This window comes from Paenibacillus tritici (assembly GCF_018207515.1).
GTDB lineage: Bacteria > Bacillota > Bacilli > Paenibacillales > Paenibacillaceae > Paenibacillus_AQ > Paenibacillus_AQ tritici.
This window is the reverse complement of sequence record NZ_CP073365.1, coordinates 6,288,087-6,305,254: the sequence shown is the minus strand read 5'-3', so window position 1 is coordinate 6,305,254 and position 17,168 is coordinate 6,288,087. Positions and strand designations below refer to the sequence as shown.

Below are 17,168 nucleotides of genomic sequence, written 5' to 3'. Positions count from 1 at the left end.
CTGGAGCTTTCGCATTCGCGGCTAGGGAAGAACGGTCACTTGATGTCCTTGGATGACAGAACGCAAGTATGTCTATGAAGCAGGCTTACAGGTTACGCATAGAACCGGGGAGGTAATCACGAAATGGCCTTTATCAAAAAAAAGATCCGCAAACCCTTTGTGCTTGGTTTGGCGGCAGTCCTTATTCTTACCCTTTTTTCGGCTCTTGGTGCCAACAGCAGAACCGCTAATGCCGCCGCAGACTACAAGATTGTCGGCTATTATGCTTCATGGGCCGCTTATGGGCGGGCGTATAATGTAACGGATATTGATCCTGCCAAAATGAATGTCATCAACTACGCCTTTGCCGACATTTGCTGGAATGGGATTCATGGTAACCCTGACCCCACCGGGCCGAATCCGGTTACGTGGTCATGCCAGAATGAGCAGGGACAGACGATCAGCGTTCCGAACGGTACGGTTGTGCTGGGCGATCCTTGGATCGATGCCCAGAAAAGCTTCGGCGATGACAAATGGGATGACCCGATCAAGGGGAATCTGAAGCAGCTCTGGAAGCTGAAGGAGAAGAATCCTAACCTCAAAACGATGATCTCCGTCGGGGGCTGGACATGGTCGAACCGCTTCTCGGATGTGGCCGCTACTGCGGCAACCCGCGAGGTGTTCGCTAATTCCTCCGTTGATTTCATCCGCAAATACAAGATGGACGGTGTCGATCTGGACTGGGAATATCCGGTCAGCGGGGGACTCGCGGGCAACAGCTACCGTGCAGAGGATAAGCAGAATTATATCCTGCTGCTCCAGAAGATCCGGGAAAAGCTGAATGCGGCCGGGGCTGCTGACGGCAAAACCTATCTCCTGACCATCGCTTCCGGTGCAGGACCCACATACATCCAGAACAATAATCTCAGCGGAATCGCTGCTGTGGTGGACTGGATCAACATTATGACCTATGACTTCAACGGCAGCTGGAACCCCACAACGGGCCATAATGCGCCGCTGTATTATGACCCGGCAGCCGCTTCCTCGGGACTGACCGAGCCGGCGAATTACAATATCGACAAGGCGGTTACCAGCTATTTGAGTGCAGGCGTACCGGCTAACAAGCTGGTGCTCGGCATGCCGTTCTACGGACGGGGCTGGGGCGGTGCCCCGGGTGCAGGCAACGGCCAATATCAGGTGTCCGCCGGGATCTCCTCAACAGGAACGTGGGAGAAGGGGAACTACGATTTTAGTGATCTGGAAGCCAATTACATCAATAAAAACGGCTATACCCGCTACTGGAACAATACCTCCAAAGTTCCGTATCTCTATAACTCTTCAAACCAGACGTTCATCAGCTATGATGATGCCGAATCCATCGGTTACAAAGCCTCTTATTTGAAATCCAAAGGTCTGGCCGGGGCGATGTTCTGGGAGACCAGCGGGGACCGCAACAAAACGTTGCAGACCAAGCTCAGTGCAGAGCTGGGCGGCGGAGTAGTGACCCCAACAGCAACACCGGTGCCGACCGCAACGGTCAAGCCAACCGCGACGCCATCGCCAACGGTTAAGCCGTCGGCTACGCCAACAGCAACGCCTGTGCCGACCGCGACCGTCAAGCCATCGGCTACGCCGACTGTAACGCCATCGCCAACAGCTACTCCGGGTCAATGCACGGCGGCTGCATGGAGTTCGGCTGCCGTCTACACGCAGGGCCAGCAGGTATCTTACGGCGGACTGATCTATCAAGCCCAGTGGTGGACGCAAGGGGATCGGCCGGATCTCAGCGGTGCCTTCGGGGTGTGGAGAGTGATAGGCACCTGCGGTAACGCTACGCCGCAGCCTTCTGCAACGCCATCCCCGACAGTTAGCCCGTCTGCTACGCCGACCCTGGTGCCAACGTCCACGCCTGTAGCGACGACAACGCCTTCGGCTACCCCGGGCGCCGCAGCCTGGGCAGCGGGAACCGCTTATAGTGCTGGCAACAACGTAACTTACAGCGGGCAATCGTACACCTGCCTCCAGGCGCATACCTCGCTGGCCGGTTGGGAGCCTGCTGTCACTCCTGCGCTCTGGAAGCTGAACTGAGGGCGAAAGGGGCAGCAGCCTGACTATAATTAGAAGAGACGGTGCCAGCTTGTAGCTGGTACCGTTTTTTTTGGAAAGATAAGAATTTATATGCTTCGTGTAATAAACCTTCCTTAGCTTTCTCACTGAAACTGATGCCGTCCTTGGATAAATGAACCAATGAGGAGCATAAGTGCACCTGAATTCACCGGACGCGGGTCAACTGAGCCAATAAGGAGCATAAGTGCACCTCATTATTCCGCATGCCGCCAAAAGTAGGTGAATGGAGAATGCTGAGGCTGCCTTACAAGTTGCATGGGCTGTACATTTTCATGCTTCATTCACCCGTTTGTGTGGAGCTTCGCGCCATTATGAGTTTTTTGTGCTTCGTTTGGACATATTTATGTTTAATACAAGTTGGCTGTCTTCATTCTCTTTGTGGGGGTGTACATAAGCTTCCACAGGCTGAAATATAATGAAGAGACTTGCGGCTGTCCCGGATTCAAAAATTTGTGAAACGTGATGCCGTTTATTTCGTTATAGTAGTATATAGCGGAAGGTGGTGGGTTCACCGATGGTTGTTTGGGTATTTTGGTTGATTGCCGCTGGTGCCTTATTTGTTGTAGAGATGTTTACGTTTACATTCTATTTATTATGGCTTAGTCTTGGGGCTTTGGCTGCCGGTCTGGTCGCGTTGCTGCTCCCGGATGCATTGCTGCTGCAAGTGGTGGCCGGTTCATTGTTAGCTTTGATCCTGACGGTTTTCACCAAACCCCTGGCGAAGAGATTGCGCAACTCCCGGGGCTTCAAGGATACCGGTACCGATATTGTCGGCAGGCAGGGGCTGGTCGTTGAACCGATTGAGCCGGGCCGTTACGGGCAGGTCAAGGTAGGCGGCGATACTTGGAGTGCAACGTCAACGATGGCGCTGGGCAAGGGGCAACAGGTTATAGTCGTAAGAAGAGGCACCACAATTATTGAAGTAGAACGATGGGGGGATATGTACTGATGGAAATGGCTATTATCGGGATTATTATTGTTGTTGTTGTAGTATTTATCGCACTGACTATCAAAATTGTCCCGCAGCAAAGAGTCGGAGTTGTGGAGCGTCTCGGTAAATTCAACCGCCTGCTGACGCCGGGTCTGAATATTCTGATTCCGGTTATTGATCAGGTGCGGGTCTACCATGACCTGCGGATTCAACAGGCGAATGTACCGCCGCAGACAGTGATCACGAAGGATAACGTACAGGTACAGATCGACACGATTATTTTCTACCAGGTAGTTGGACCTGAAGAAGCAACATACGGAATTTCCGATTATGTCTATGGTGTGCGAAATATCTCCACAGCCACCATGCGGCAGATTATCGGTAAGCTGGAGCTGGATGAAACCTTGTCCGGCCGTGAAAAAATCTCCTCCGACATCCGTCTTGCCTTGGATGAGGCAACAGAGAAGTGGGGCGTGAGGATCGAGCGTGTCGAAGTTATCGACATCAAGCCGCCGCTTGATATTCAGGAAGCCATGGACAAACAGATGAAGGCAGAACGCAGCAAGCGCGCGATTGTCTTGGAGGCGGAAGCAGCCAAGCAGGATATGATTCTCCGGGCTGAAGGGGATAAGCAGAGTAAGATCCTGAAGGCCGAAGGGGATAAGGAAGCGCGTATCCGTCAGGCGGAAGGTCTCGGTCAGGCGCAGGAGTTGGAAGCCCTCGGCCAGGCGAAGGCGATCGAAGCGGTCGCTCAAGCCGAGAAGATGCGGATTGCCCTGATCGCCAGTGCAGGTTTGGATGAAAGAGTGCTGGCTTATCAGTCCTTTGAAGCATTGACTGAAATCTCCAAAGGACCGGCAAACAAAGTATTCCTGCCAACCAGTGCGGTTGAAACGCTTGGCAGTCTGGGTGCGATTGCCGAAGTGTTCAAGGCGAGCAAAGAAGGTAAATAAACTGTAAGGAGAAGATATTGTGACGCAAAAAAAGATTTCCCCGCTCGTAGAAGCGCTGGGGCTGCAGCCTCACGTTGAAGGCGGATGGTACAAGAGACTTTGGAATTCATCCTTCGAGATTCCCCAGGAGACGCTGGGCGGAAGTTATTCGGGGCCGCGTGCTTCAGCTTCCTCGATTTATTTCCTGCTTCATGAAGGCGAGACCTCGGATTGGCACACCGTGCTGTCCTCCGAGATCTGGCTGTATCATTCGGGCAGCCCGATTGTGCTTAGTCTGGGCGGCAGCGGTGAACAGCCGGAGAACGTGACGGAAGTGATTCTGGGTCTGGACATTGCCGCAGGCCAGCAGCCGCAGGTAGTTATTCCTGCTGGAGTGTGGCAGGCAGCCCGTCCGCTCGGTGAAGAGCCGGCGCTGGTCTCCTGCATCGTGTCTCCGGAATTCCATTTCGATGATTTCAAGCTGATCGACAAGAAATAACGGAGTATGAGAATAGAGTACAGCCGGTAAATTGGCTGTGCTCTATTTTTTATTGTAATTGTAGAGGGAATTATAATATCCGTCTGTTGTAGATAAGGGTACATAGCGTGGGGAGAAGTGCTCTTTGAATGATCCGGAGGCCGCAAAAGTAAATGAGGAGCCTAGAATGTATGCGGAAAACCGAATACAAGTGCTGGTGCGAATACGCGTAGACCAAATGTATGTGAAAAACCGAATACAATGTGCGGGTGCGAGTAAGTGTGGATCGGATGTATGTGGAAAACCGAATACAATGTGCGGATGCGAAGGTTCGTAGGCCGGATGCCCTGGGAATGGGCAGATGGGCAGGGGGGAGATAGCCATACGAGTGGTCTGGAATGTAGAGGTTCTTACATTATCCGCCCGCAGGGTGATTTTGTTCTGCCCAGCGGGCATACTCTTTCAGGACATGCTTTTGTCACTTTTGGAGTGTTCTTCCCGATCTGGTATACTGATTCTGATTTTGGATGATTATGAAGGCGTTTTTAAGGTTAAGGATGCTTGATGAAAACTAAATAGGCTTGGAGGGTAAACATATGAGTCAATTGAACGCACCATTTACAGGCGGGCCTACCTTGAACGACGGAGTGACCATGCCGTGGCTGGGTCTTGGCGTATGGCAGACCAAGGATGGCGATGAAGTGATCCGTGCAGTCAAGGCTGCGGTGGAGACTGGTTACCGCAGTATTGATACGGCCGCCGGCTATAACAATGAAGAGGGCGTTGGACAAGCGATCCGTGAATGCGGAGTACCCCGGGAAGAGCTGTTTATTACCACGAAGGTCCGCAATCCTGATCAAGGCTACGAATCGACCCTGAAGGCTTTTGAAGTCAGCCGGAAGAAGCTAGGCCTTGAGCAGGTTGATTTGTATCTGATCCACTGGCCGGTTGCCGGCAAATATAAAGAGACCTGGAAAGCGCTGATCCATCTGCAAAAGGAAGGGCTGGTCAAATCCATCGGCGTAAGCAACTTCCAGCCCCATCATCTTCAGGATATTATTGAAGACAGCGGAGTGGTGCCTGTGGTGGACCAGGTCGAATTCCACCCGCTGCTGACCCAGCGCGAACTGCTCAAATATGCACAGGAGCATGACATCCAGCTGGAAGCCTGGAGCCCGCTGATGCAGGGGAACCTGGATGTGCCGCTGCTTAAGGAACTGGCGGAACGTTACGGCAAGACCGTGGCGCAGATCGTCCTGCGCTGGGATCTCCAGCAGGGTGTCATCACGATTCCGAAGTCCGTCCATGCGGAGCGCATTGTGGAGAATGCCGGTTTCTTCGACTTCACGCTCAGCGACGACGACGTTAAGGCTATCGGAAACCTGAATCAGAACCACCGCTTCGGCCCGGACCCGGATAATTTCAATTTCTAAGGTGGGATAGATTGAACGGAGATTTTTTGGATAAAATTGATGTTGGTCGTAGCTGCGGTGAATTTTGGACTTCCGGCCGCTGTTGTCCCCAGATTTCTTGATTAATACCGCTGTTCGCGGTGGAAATCCGGTGACTGCTGATGCTTCCGAAGCGAGCTTTCCTACGGAAAGCTTTCAGGCGGTCGCTAACGCTCCTACAGTTCCAAAATCCCCCTCCATACTTTCATCTTTTTATTGGTTTTTCTCTCAGATCAATCTGTAGGTGGAGGCGTAGGCCGTTAACACAAAAAGCAGACCCCTTACTGGTGGTCTGTTCTTTGTGTTCGGGAACAAAGCTCCTAACGACTTGAAGTCAAAGCTCATCGACATACGCTGCCCAGGCTTTTATGATAAGTACATATAGAATCAATTGGGAGGTGCACCTGTGGAATTAACTAGAGATCTTCCAGGAAGCATGGATTGTCGTCGCAGGCATTAAGCCGTTTTGTCATGGAGGTCATGGAGCGGAGGTAAAAAAATATGGCCCGCCTGAACGTAAGCTATACGTTCTTGGCGGGCATATTTACTTCTTGTGCAGCCTCAGCCGATGGAGACATTGTATGTCCGCAGCCACAGGTCCACCTGGGCCAGATAAGCAAATAACTGCGGGCCGGACATCAGCTGGCCGAACCAAGGCAGGTTGCTGGAGGATTCCGGGGATGCGGCGATTTCACGGATTTTGGCCGGATCGATCAGCGGCAGAATAGGGGATGAAGAATCATCCAGAATGCTCAGTACCTGCGAACGCACCTTATTCAGATAAGCGGGGTTGTGCGTTTTGGGGTACGGGCTTTTTTTGCGGTAGAGCACATCGTCCGGTAATACACCCTCAAGCGCTTTACGCAGAATCCCTTTTTCACGGTTGCCTACAGTCTTAATCTCCCAGGGAATGTTAAAAACATATTGCACCAGCCGGTGGTCGCAATAAGGGACACGAACCTCCAGACCCACCCCCATGCTCATCCGGTCCTTGCGGTCCAGCAGTGTAGGCATGAAGCGGGTTATGTTGAGATAGGACATCACTCGCATCTGCGCCTGTTTGCCGGTCTCGCCGTCAAGCTTCGGTACCTCGGCCACAGCATCGCTGTAGCGGTCACCCAAATATTCCAGCGGATGTATCCAGTCCCTGATTTCTGGCGACAATAGACTCGCACGCATTGCGGGAGCTACCGACCAGGGGAAGGTGCCGGATGTTAACATCTCCTCCCGGTGGAACCAGGGGTAGCCGCCGAAGATTTCGTCTGCGGCTTCGCCTGATATCGCTACGGTCGCTTTCTTTTTGATCTCCTGGCAGAACAAATACAGTGAGGAATCAACGTCGGTCATCCCCGGCAGATCGCGGGAGTAGAGGGCGTTATCGAGTGCCGTTACCAATTCCGGGGTGTCAAAGGCGATAAAGTGATGGTTCGTGTCCAGCTCGTCAATCATCCGCTGAATCCAGGGGCCGTCGGCTCCGGGCTGAAAGGCATGGCTTTTGAAATGCTTATCGTTGTCTACATAATCCACAGAGAAGGTATCGACCCGGCCCTGGCCGGTCCGTTTGTAATAATCTACGGCAAGTGCAGTCAAGGCACTGGAGTCCAGCCCGCCGGAGAGCAGAGAGCAGACCGGAACATCGGAGACCAGCTGGCGTTCAAGCGTATCCTGAAGTAATTCACGCACCCGTGCTGCCGTTTCATCTACGTTATCCGTGTGCTGAACGCTCTCCAGCTTCCAATAAGCATAGGTGCGGATTCCGCTGCGGCTATAAATCATGGCATGACCGGGGCGAAGCTCGAATATATCTTTGTATACACCCTGTCCCGGTGTCCGGGCCGGACCGATAATGAAGACTTCGGCAAGACCTTCCGGTCCGACCTTCGGCTGGACCTTGGGATGCTGCAGCAGCGCCTTGGGCTCGGAGCCGAATACGAAGACATCGTCCACCTGGCTGTAGAACAAAGGCTTCACGCCCAGCCGGTCGCGGGCCAGAAATACCTGATCGCGCAAGCTGTCCCAGACGGCAAAAGCGAAGATGCCATTAAGCTTCTCCGTGCAGTCCGGCCCCCATTCGATATAGGCATGCAGCAGAACCTCCGTATCACATTCTGTGACAAAATGGTGGCCGCGCTGCTTCAGCTCTTTTTTCAGCTCAGGGGCGTTATATAGCTCACCGTTATATACTATTGCGTACAGCTTATCGTCATGGCGGGCAATCATCGGCTGGGCACCGTTCTCGGGGTCAATGACGCTGAGTCTGCGGTGTCCAAAGGCGATGGGGCCTGAAATCCAGGTTCCGGCTGCATCCGGTCCGCGGTTCGCTAGAGTTTCCGTCATTCTGACAAGCAGTTGCGAGTGCCCTGTAAGATCACCGCGCCACTGGACAAATCCGGTTATTCCGCACATGTCTGGTTCATCCTCTCTTTTGTGCGATTGTTGTCTGTCCTTTCTTTTTTGCCAAGTAATACAGATATATGCCGATTGAAGGGATAAAATGTATGTCCTTATCCGAACACTAGGAAGAGGGAAATTTGCCAGGAGGGATGATGACAAGTGTATTACATTAAAGACGCCAAAATCCGCAGAATGACTGACTACGACGGTGCGCCATGCGCAGAGGTTGGCGTATTGCCTGGAGCTGTGGGCGATTCCCCGCTGTTGGTGTATATTGTTGAGGACCAGCGCGAGGAGGGCTACGAAATTGTCCGTATTCTGACGAATGATGCGGATACGGCCACCGACTGGTTCGACAACAATATGCATGATGCCTTCGAGGATGTTACGGTCAGCGGCTTCACCGGCAGCACGGTGATGAGCCCGGAGGATGAACGTTCCAAGTTCCAGCGCGAACTGCTGATCTTCGGCGAGCTGAAAAAACAGCTGGGTGAGCATTTCCGGCAGCTGTCCTAGCTCCATCTCCTACACTGATTTATAGGCTGAACCCTAGAAGAAGAGGCTTTTCGTGCTGAGGCATGGAGAGCTTTATTTTTTTTGGAAGAGTTTGGTCTTGATAATTTGGCTGAATCAGGTATAATGAATAACGTTGCACTAATACATATGAATACAAAGGATTCAATTCGTACAATATTCTTTATATGTCCCGGTAGCTCAGCTGGATAGAGCATGCGCCTTCTAAGCGCACGGTCAGGGGTTCGAATCCCTTCCGGGACGTCAAGAAACAGCCTTCCTTCGGGAAGGCTGTTTCTGCGTTCGGAGGATGAGAACCCAAGGCGCCAGCCGGGGACGTTGGAGCATAAGCTACGATAGGATTACTTCGCAATCAGCCCGAATGGGCTGTATCCCTTCCGGGACGTCAAGAAACAGCCTTCCTTCGGGAAGGCTGTTTCTGCGTTCGGAGGATGAGAACCCAAGGCGTCAGCCGGGGACGTTGGAGCCTAAGCTTCGATAGCACTACTTCGCAATCAGCCGTACTTTGGCTGTATCCCTTCCGGGACGTCAAGAAACAGCCTTCCTTCGGGAGGGCTGTTTCTGCGTCTGGAGGATGAGAACCCAAGGCGCCAGCCGGGGACGTTGGAGCATAGCTTCGATAGGATTACTCCGCAATCAGCCGTACTTTGGCTGTATCCCTTCCGGGACGTCAAGAAACAGCCTTCCTTCGGGAGGGCTATTTCTGCGTCTGGAGGATGAGAACCCAAGGCGCCAGCCGGGGACGTTGGAGCATAAGCTACGATAGCACTACTTCGCAATCAGCCCGAATGGGCTGCATCCCTTCCGGGACGTCAAGAAACAGCCTTCCTTCGGGAGGGCTGTTTCTGCGTTCGGAGGATGAGAAGCCCCAGGCTTACATCCGGTCCGGCTTGGGCAGACCGAGTACATCCAGCGCCTCGCCCAGAGTGCCGGTGAAGCAGCGGGTCAGCCAGAGGCGGAAAGCGATACTGGCCTCCCCGCCTTTGAGGATCGGGCAGGAGGAGTAGAAATGGTTGAACAGCGAGGCCAGGCCATGGGCATAGTTGCAGATCGTATTCGGCGTAAGCTCCTGACTGGCTGTATAGAGTGTGTCCTGCCACAGGCTGAGCTGCCTCAGCAAGGCAAGCTCGGCGGCTTCGAGCTGCGGCGGAAAGAGCGGCAGCTTGATTTTTTCACTAACCGCGTCACCCCCGCTACCACTAACCGCACCGGTCCCGCTGCCACTAACTGCACCGGTCCCGCTGCCGCTAACTGCACCGGTGCTATTGCCTTCCGCCGCAGCGCCGCCCTTGCTGAGCACACGCTGCGCACGGGCATAGGCATACATCAGGTAGACACCGGTGTTGCCGGAGATTTCCATCGCCTGCTTGAAATCAAACACAATTTCTGTGCCCAGATTGAAGCGCAGCAGGTAGTAACGGATGGCGGCGGTGGCGATCAGACGGCTGGACAGGCCATTTTTATCCGCACGGGTGGATTCAATCATATCCTCCATGAGCCGGACCAGCTCGGTAACCTTGATGCCGATTCCATGGCGGCCGGACATGGCATAGGAGCTTTTGCCGCCGGAGGTATCAATGCCGAGCCCTGCTGCAGAAGCTGGACTAAGCGAGACTACCCCATAGCTTACATGATGCAGTGAGTCGGCCTGTCTGGTGAATCCGAGTGCCTTGAGGGCCTGCTTCACCATCGCCTGCGGATACTCCTGTCTGTAATCAATAACATTCACAACCTTGTCCGCCTGTCCAAACGGAAGGGTCTGGCCGGTCATGCCAGTCGTCCACAACCCGCTGTTAAATTCACTGTAGCTCAAATCCTTGCCCAAGAGACCGAATTTCCACAGATGATAAGCGATATCCTTGGCTGTATAGGTCAAAATCCCGTTCGAGCGTACCAGTACTTTATCCTTCTGATGTTCTTCTCCCGTATCCGGCATAGCATGATCTCCGGCAGGTTGCTTCAGAATCCAGCAGCCGGCCAGCTTGCCTTCATGCTCCTGAACGAACACCTCGGTCTGCGACAAAAGGTCAAACGCGGAAGACCAGAAGCCTTCCTTCAGAATATGGCTCTCCCATACAAGCAGATCGTACTCTATACCGAAATTCCGCATCTCCTCCACATGCTCTTTTACAATCTGCCCGGCGACAAGATTGCCAATCCACGCCGTGTTGCCGTGCCCCTCTTCCAGCGCATGAAGAATCTCGGTCCGCTTCTGTACGGTCTCCGGCTTCTGCGCGTATGCCTTGTTGATCTCGGCATAAATATCCCAGCAGTAATCGCCGAAGCGCACATGTTCTCCCGCAAGCGGGATATTCAGCAGACCGACTACCGTATCAGCGAGCTGATTGCCGAGATCATCCACGTAGTTATGCACCTCGACGGAATAGCCGGTATGTCTCAGCATTCGAACCAGTGCATCTCCGATACAGGAGTTTCTTAGATGCCCGATGTGCATACTTTTATTGGGGTTCACAGACGTATGCTCGACAATCACCTTCCCGCCGGTGTTCCGGGGCAGCGCAAAGGTATCCCTGGTCTGCGCCCAAGCCTGCCAATCCATATACATGTTAATAAACCCCGGCGCGGCCACCTCGATTCGCATCAGCAGTCCGTTTACGGAGCCTGAGGCTTGGAGCTCACTGACGATCATTTCGGCTATGGCGTTCGGAGCTTTGCGCAGGGTACGGGCCAATTGCATGGCTATATTACTGGAATAGTCCCCATGCTCCGCATTCGCAGGCTGTTCCAGCTCAACAGTCACCTGAGAGACGGCGGGAGTTCCCAGGCTTACGGATATTTGGTGAATACACTGCTTCAGACTCTCTTGAATAAGCTCACTTAGCATTGGCATGGACAAGACCTCCTGATCATTCATGTAATTGGACGACAAAAAAAGCCTTCGTCTCAAAAGAGACGAGGCTTATGCGCTCGCGGTACCACTCTCGTTGCTAAACCTCACAGTTCAGCCACCTTACAGGTTAACGGTCCTCAGCCGGGGCTTCCTACTCTTAGGGTTCAGAAGTCCATCTCACAGGTGCGCTTCATCGTCCGAATCTGTACCGGCTTCCACTTTCCCGGCTCGCTGGGGACTAGATTTGAGGGCGATTACTCTCCTGATCATCGATTCAATATGGATTTTTATCAGTATAGCGAATTTCTGACAGAAAGCAATAGCAGATTGTGATGCAGCTGGCCGATCTCCGGCTATTATTACTCATCATTGGGCGCTCCTGTCAGATTCTTGATGTCCGTTGAGCCATAAATCAGCAGCATAATTACAATAATCAGCAGGATTCCTCCGGCAAACCCCTCTCCGTCAAAACTGTCTATATCCCCGTGCCTCACTTTCACTTCCGTTTAGGTGTTCAGGAGTTGTCGGCTTTCTTTTTCAAAGCGGTCATGATCTCGTTCAGCGTAAGGCTGCTGTTGTTATCGAGGAAGCTGACCAGCTTATCGACATTGTCATTGCTCAGATCACTTAAGGTTTTATATTTGCCCACCAGACTGACGAACATGGAGGCGTCCGTGTACATCTGGATGGAGTCAACTTTCAGCTTGCCGGTCAACAGAAGTGCGGCTACGGCAAATTCAAGCCCTTTCGGCGTTTGAGTGTTGGAGCTGGACGCAGTTTTTTTGGCGGCGGGCTTCTTTCCTTTTCCAGGAGGGGGCATGGGACTCCCTTCTTCCGTTCGGCGTTCGTATGGGAAGCGCAGTATAGGCGGTATTCCTTAGTAAAAGATATGCGTCTCTGCAGATATTGGTGAATAGGTTCAGACCTATGTCCACACCGTTATGCCATTGCCCGAATATGAATAGATTGTGCAAGTAATAATTAATCATTGCCGGAAGTGGAGTATCACAGGCAGCAATACCAATTACAACAGGAAGGATGAGACAGGATGGCAATTTTGTCAACAGGACCTATTGAAAATAATGCCGTTTCCGGAGTCAGGCCTACGCAGACTGTTACGGTAAGAATATTGAAACGGAATGCGCCGGGAGGCTCCGCTGTCACTATTCAGGGTTATGTACTGGGAGCGACAAGAACGCTGTATGTCAGTGAGACTATTAATGTTAATCCGAATGAAGTGGTGACCCGGAATTATTTTGCCGATCTGGATGGCTATGAATTTATTTTTACGGTTGGAGATGCAGATGTAGAGGACGTTGAGATTTCAGTCTGGGGCAAAACATCAACCGGCCAGCTGGTGAATGCTCATCGTGTGGTTTCGCATGAGCAACTAAACCCGGAAGATTAGACTGGTAATGCCATAGGATATAAAGAACAGGGACTCTTCCAAGCGTGATCGCTTAGGAGAGTCCCTGCTCTGGCGTTATACCAGGGCGCAAGTCAGGGGCTGAGTCTCCATGCGCCAGAATAAAGCTCATGAACAAGCACCTCTTGAGTAAGTTATAAGTCGACCTTGGATTATACCGGACTTGCTGGAAGCATCCAATCGGGACAGGCTGCCTCCAGCGGATAATAGGGAGTGCTGCTGCGCCCAATGTGTCAGCTTCTCGCTACCTCAGCGTTTCCAGTCACAACATTCCCAGCCACATCATTCCCAGCCACATCATTCCCAGAATCTCAGAGCCACGCCTCTACCAACCTGTCGCAACACACCTTAGCTATTTGAGGTGATTGCACTTAGTGCAATAGAAACCGTACTTTTCCGCTCAGAAAAGCATTCTATTGCACTTCATAAATTTGATTCCCGGATTTCTACTCAAAAACAGCGCTGACCCGAAATTCTAGTGTACGAAGTACAATAGATTCAATTTCTCAACGAGTTTGGAGGTGTTCTGTTGTACAAAATACAGCAGAATGGCAGAGTGGTACAGCAGCAAGCAGCAAGCAGCAAGCAATGCAACAAGCAGCAATACACCAGCCCCAGGCTGCGTTGGCATGAGTAACAGCATGCCATAGACCGGCAGGTCAGAGCGAGAGGATCTCACGGATGTCATGCTCGCTCAGGCTGGACAGAGCCTCCTGCCCCGGCTGAATGACTTCGTCTATCAGGTTTTTCTTCTTTTGCTGCAGCTCGTACATTTTATCTTCTACCGTTCCCTGGGCCACCAGGCGGATCACCTGGACGACTTTTTTCTGCCCGATCCGGTGGGCCCGGTCAGCCGCCTGCTGCTCAACAGCAGGGTTCCACCACAGATCATAGAGAATGACGGTATCGGCACCGGTCAGATTGAGACCGGTGCCGCCCGCCTTCAGCGAGATCAGGAACAGGTCGCGTTCGCCTTCATTGAAGCGGCTGCACAGCTCTACACGCTGAGAGGCCGGGGTTTGCCCGTCCAGGTAGAAATGCGGAATCCCCAGCAGAGCCATTTCACGACTGATCATGCCGAGCATTTGCGTGAACTGCGAGAAGATGAGCATCCGTTTGCCGGAGCTGCGGCATTCGCCGATAATCTCCAGCAGCTGCTCGAATTTGCCGGAGCCTCCTGTGTACCCGTCCACGAACAGGGCGGGATGGCAGCATAGCTGGCGCAACCGGGTAAGTCCGGCAAGGACCTTGATCCGCCCATTGCCGAAGCTATCGCTGTCCAGATGCTTGAGCGCTTCTTTGCGCAGTCTGGCCAGATAGGCCACATAGAGCTTTTTCTGCTCGGGCAGCAGCTCCGAGGCCTGCAGGGACTCGATCTTATCCGGCAGCTCCTTCAGCACATCGCTTTTGAGGCGGCGGAGAAGGAAAGGGCGGGCGCGCCGGGCCACCGTCTCCCGGGGGAGGTCATGGAAGGCCTTCTTGCCGGGGAACAGCCCGGGGAAGACTACGCCGAAGATCGACCACAGGTCCTCCAGCGCATTCTCCACCGGTGTTCCGGTCAGCGCAAACCGGTAGCGGGCCTGAAGCAGCTTGACCGCCTGGGCAGTCATAGTCTCGTGGTTCTTGATCATCTGCGCTTCATCCAGAATGAGGGTATGGAAGGACCGCTTGGCATACTCTTCCACATCTCTGCGCAGCAGCGGATACGAGGTGATAATGACATCGTGCCCCGCGGCATTCCGCAGGGTACGGCTGCGCTCACCGGCGTTGCCGTCAGCGATGACGGCCTGTATCTCCGGGGCGAAGCGCTTCAGCTCGTTCTGCCAGTTATAGAGCAGGGAGGCCGGCGCTACAATAAGCGCAGGTATGCCGCTCTGCCGGATATCCGCCAGCTCGGAGAGCAGGAAGGCGATGCTCTGGAGCGTTTTGCCCAGGCCCATATCGTCTGCCAGAATCCCGCCGAAGCGGTAATGAGCCAGCGTCTTCATCCACTGGAAGCCGTACTGCTGGTAATCCCGAAGCACGGGGGCCAGACTCTCCGGCACCGGGAAGTCCAGATTCTCGGGACTCGACATATTGGCCAGCAGCCGCCGGAAGGAGCGGCCGATCTGGATATTCTCTCCTTGGACGTTACCCGTCTGGAGATGAAGGGCGCGGACCAGCGGCAAGGAGAGCTCTGTGCTGTGAATATCACTGCCGCGGAGGCCAAGCTCATTCATCAAAGCGATGATTTCTTGGAATTCCGCAGTATCCAGCGGGAGCAGGGCACCGTCCGGCAGCCGGTAATATTTACGCTTCTCCTGAAGGGCTTTCAGCACCAGTGTAATGTCCTTCTCCGCGATACCCTCCATGGCGAACTTGAAGTCCAGCCAGTCGGTCTTCTCATTCCAGCTCAGGCTGACCTTGGGCGCAGCATGATCAGTCAGGACTCGTCCCTTGACCGCAGTGGTGGCGTAGACCTGAAGCAGCGGCTCCAGCAGCGGGATAGTATGGTGGAGGAAGTCGAATTCCCCGTCCTCATCCCGCATGATATAGCCGCTCTCCGTCCGCGCGAAGGACTCATGGGCCATCAGGTCCAGAATCCGCCGTTCCGCCTCCCCGTCCCGCATCAGAATGACCTCGCTGCTCCGCTCATGGGCCTTCTCTTCCAGCGGGTTGATGACGATTCCGCCATACTGGAATTCAAGCCCGGCAAGCAGCCGGTCCCGCACCCGGTCCAGGTAGAGTCTCGCATGAAGCTGTGCCTGGACAATGCGGCCGGCAATGGCATCGGCAATGCTCACCCGGCCTAATTTTTTGAGTCCCGGAATGACCGCCTCCATGAACGGCTCCATCTGCTCAGGCGCAATCGTAATGGCGTCCCGCCGGTTGTTGTTCAGCATCCGTTTGAGCTCGGAGAGACGCCCGCATTCCTGTGCAGGCAGCTTAAGCAGCTTGCCTTCGGATAAGACCAGCCCGTAATTCTCAAGAACCGTAAGCTGCTCAAGCCCCTGAACGTCCAGCCGGTATCCTTCCTCCTGCGCCTGGTCGAACTGAAAGCTCAGGGGCAGAGGCTCATCCGAGAGAGACAAGGTGTCGTGCAGATGCTGTCCGTGCTGTAGACGTACGGCGGGAGCCGCCTCCAGTGCAGGGAACAGGCTCTCCCAGAAAAACGGAGCAACAGGCAGCAGCCGCTCATTTCCCGGGTGGCTGCCATGGGGAGCATAGGGATTAAGGGTGTTGTGGTAGATTTTTTCGTTCAGCATCATGTCAATCAGCTTCTGCAGGACCGCATTATCCTCCTTGGAGAAGCTGTGCTGGTCGGGATCATACGTGAAATGCCTGGTGAATTCAAACGGCTCGCCACGGTGAACATGCTCCAGAAAGACTCTGATCCTCGGCACGATGTAGAGGCGCTTCGGGCCTACCTTCAGTTCGATCCCAAGCATCGTGCTGCTGTAGCTGTAGGAGAAGGACTTGCAGATGAACTCTACCTGCAGCGGTGTCCGCAGATCCACATAAGTTCCGGCACCGCTTGGACGCTGCCGGACGCCGGTGAACATCCCGAGCATGCTGCTCACCAGCTGCCTGTCTCCGCCCGGTCCCCTGCGCCCATCCCCGGAAGGGCCGGCGCTGCGGGGCGTTAGCAGCCTGCCGGTCTCCCCGGTATAAGGCTCCTCCGCGTCCCCGCCGTCTGCATCCGCAGCCGGTTCAGCTTCAGCGGCACGGCCGGCGTAGAGAACAGCAACCAGCGCTGCCGCAATATGCTTGCAGAAGGGTCCGCCGTGAGAATAGGCCGGGCAGGAGCATTCCCCCTGCACATCCCCGTCACTGTCTATGATCAGCGCGACCTCATGGCTCTCCAGTCCATGCACCTCAGCGCGGTATTTGGAATACTCTTCTTCATGATTATGCTCCGTATAGACAAGCTCCACCTTACGGGCATGATAATAAGCCACTCCCTGGTCGTAAGCAGCGCTGCCGCACAGCAGCTTGATAACCCGTTCCGGTACCTGATAACCCATCGTATGATCACTTCCTTCTATTCCTTGTGACTAAGCTGCCCCGTTCTGTAATAGCTGTAAT

12 protein-coding genes, 1 tRNA gene and 1 other annotated feature are annotated in these 17,168 nt (G+C 53.8%); of the genes, 8 read left to right on the top strand and 5 right to left on the bottom strand.

Annotated features, from left to right (window positions below; genetic code table 11):
* Nucleotides 1–123 precede the first annotated feature (123 nt).
* The 5 genes from KDC22_RS33835 (at nt 124) to KDC22_RS26955 (ending at nt 5,880) form a co-directional block, all read left to right on the top strand.
* A complete protein-coding gene (locus KDC22_RS33835; protein ID WP_211720971.1) occupies nt 124–2,067 on the top strand; it encodes a glycosyl hydrolase family 18 protein in 1,944 nt (647 codons plus the stop codon).
* A gap of 607 nt (nt 2,068–2,674) precedes the next feature.
* The gene (locus tag KDC22_RS26970; RefSeq protein ID WP_246553025.1) at nt 2,675–3,055 is read left to right on the top strand and encodes an NfeD family protein; all 381 of its coding nucleotides are present in this window, start codon (nt 2,675–2,677) and stop codon (nt 3,053–3,055) included.
* Complete coding sequence (locus tag KDC22_RS26965) at nt 3,055–3,990, top strand: SPFH domain-containing protein (RefSeq protein ID WP_211720970.1); 936 nt, start codon at nt 3,055–3,057, stop codon at nt 3,988–3,990. Before KDC22_RS26970 ends, KDC22_RS26965 begins: the two co-directional genes overlap by 1 nt.
* A 19-nt stretch (nt 3,991–4,009) precedes the next feature.
* Nucleotides 4,010–4,468 carry a cupin domain-containing protein gene (locus tag KDC22_RS26960; protein ID WP_173132061.1) on the top strand — a complete coding sequence of 153 codons (459 nt, stop codon included), beginning with the start codon at nt 4,010–4,012 and terminating at the stop codon, nt 4,466–4,468.
* Nucleotides 4,469–5,043: 575 nt separating this feature from the next.
* Nucleotides 5,044–5,880, top strand: a complete 837-nt coding sequence (locus tag KDC22_RS26955) for an aldo/keto reductase (protein WP_211720969.1) — start codon at nt 5,044–5,046, stop codon at nt 5,878–5,880.
* A 579-nt stretch (nt 5,881–6,459) separates the two neighbouring features.
* Here KDC22_RS26955 and asnB read toward each other — a convergent pair.
* Nucleotides 6,460–8,304, bottom strand: a complete 1,845-nt coding sequence (gene asnB / locus KDC22_RS26950) for an asparagine synthase (glutamine-hydrolyzing) (protein WP_211720968.1) — start codon at nt 8,302–8,304, stop codon at nt 6,460–6,462.
* A 147-nt stretch (nt 8,305–8,451) separates the two neighbouring features.
* On the opposite strand from asnB, the gene KDC22_RS26945 reads away from it, so the two are divergent.
* Together KDC22_RS26945 and KDC22_RS26940 are read left to right on the top strand one after the other, a co-directional pair.
* A complete protein-coding gene (locus tag KDC22_RS26945) occupies nt 8,452–8,808 on the top strand; it encodes a hypothetical protein (RefSeq protein ID WP_211720967.1) in 357 nt (118 codons plus the stop codon).
* A gap of 187 nt (nt 8,809–8,995) precedes the next feature.
* Nucleotides 8,996–9,069 (top strand) — tRNA-Arg (locus KDC22_RS26940).
* A 631-nt stretch (nt 9,070–9,700) separates the two neighbouring features.
* Here KDC22_RS26940 and KDC22_RS26935 read toward each other — a convergent pair.
* The 3 genes from KDC22_RS26935 to KDC22_RS26925 all read right to left on the bottom strand — a co-directional run bounded on the left by KDC22_RS26935 (nt 9,701) and on the right by KDC22_RS26925 (nt 12,497).
* Nucleotides 9,701–11,671: an arginine--tRNA ligase gene (locus KDC22_RS26935; RefSeq protein WP_211724207.1), complete on the bottom strand. Its 1,971-nt coding sequence runs from the start codon at nt 11,669–11,671 to the stop codon at nt 9,701–9,703.
* A gap of 61 nt (nt 11,672–11,732) precedes the next feature.
* Nucleotides 11,733–11,956, bottom strand: a binding site (T-box leader).
* 80 nt (nt 11,957–12,036) lie between these two features.
* Complete coding sequence (locus KDC22_RS26930; RefSeq protein ID WP_211724289.1) at nt 12,037–12,177, bottom strand: hypothetical protein; 141 nt, start codon at nt 12,175–12,177, stop codon at nt 12,037–12,039.
* 14 nt (nt 12,178–12,191) lie between these two features.
* The gene (locus tag KDC22_RS26925; protein ID WP_173132072.1) at nt 12,192–12,497 is read right to left on the bottom strand and encodes a hypothetical protein; all 306 of its coding nucleotides are present in this window, start codon (nt 12,495–12,497) and stop codon (nt 12,192–12,194) included.
* A 228-nt stretch (nt 12,498–12,725) separates the two neighbouring features.
* Between KDC22_RS26925 and KDC22_RS26920 the strand changes: the two genes are divergently transcribed.
* Entirely contained in the window at nt 12,726–13,085 is a 360-nt protein-coding gene (locus tag KDC22_RS26920) for a hypothetical protein (RefSeq protein WP_173132075.1), read from the top strand.
* Between the two features lie 677 nt (nt 13,086–13,762).
* Here KDC22_RS26920 and KDC22_RS26910 read toward each other — a convergent pair.
* Nucleotides 13,763–17,107 (bottom strand): DEAD/DEAH box helicase, encoded by a 3,345-nt coding sequence (locus tag KDC22_RS26910; protein WP_211720966.1) that lies wholly within the window; start codon nt 17,105–17,107, stop codon nt 13,763–13,765.
* Between the last annotated feature and the right edge of the window lie 61 nt (nt 17,108–17,168).

Bases quoted from the DNA above. Each gene is read 5' to 3' on its own strand.
- KDC22_RS33835 (WP_211720971.1), top strand. From the start codon at position 124: ATGGCCTTTATCAAAAAAAAGATCCGCAAACCCTTTGTGCTTGGTTTG.
- KDC22_RS26970 (WP_246553025.1), top strand. From the start codon at position 2,675: ATGTTTACGTTTACATTCTATTTATTATGGCTTAGTCTTGGGGCTTTG.
- KDC22_RS26965 (WP_211720970.1), top strand. From the start codon at position 3,055: ATGGAAATGGCTATTATCGGGATTATTATTGTTGTTGTTGTAGTATTT.
- KDC22_RS26955 (WP_211720969.1), top strand. From the start codon at position 5,044: ATGAGTCAATTGAACGCACCATTTACAGGCGGGCCTACCTTGAACGAC.
- asnB (WP_211720968.1), bottom strand. From the start codon at position 8,304: ATGTGCGGAATAACCGGATTTGTCCAGTGGCGCGGTGATCTTACAGGG.
- KDC22_RS26935 (WP_211724207.1), bottom strand. From the start codon at position 11,671: ATGCTAAGTGAGCTTATTCAAGAGAGTCTGAAGCAGTGTATTCACCAA.
- KDC22_RS26925 (WP_173132072.1), bottom strand. From the start codon at position 12,497: ATGCCCCCTCCTGGAAAAGGAAAGAAGCCCGCCGCCAAAAAAACTGCG.
- KDC22_RS26920 (WP_173132075.1), top strand. From the start codon at position 12,726: ATGGCAATTTTGTCAACAGGACCTATTGAAAATAATGCCGTTTCCGGA.
- KDC22_RS26910 (WP_211720966.1), bottom strand. From the start codon at position 17,107: ATGGGTTATCAGGTACCGGAACGGGTTATCAAGCTGCTGTGCGGCAGC.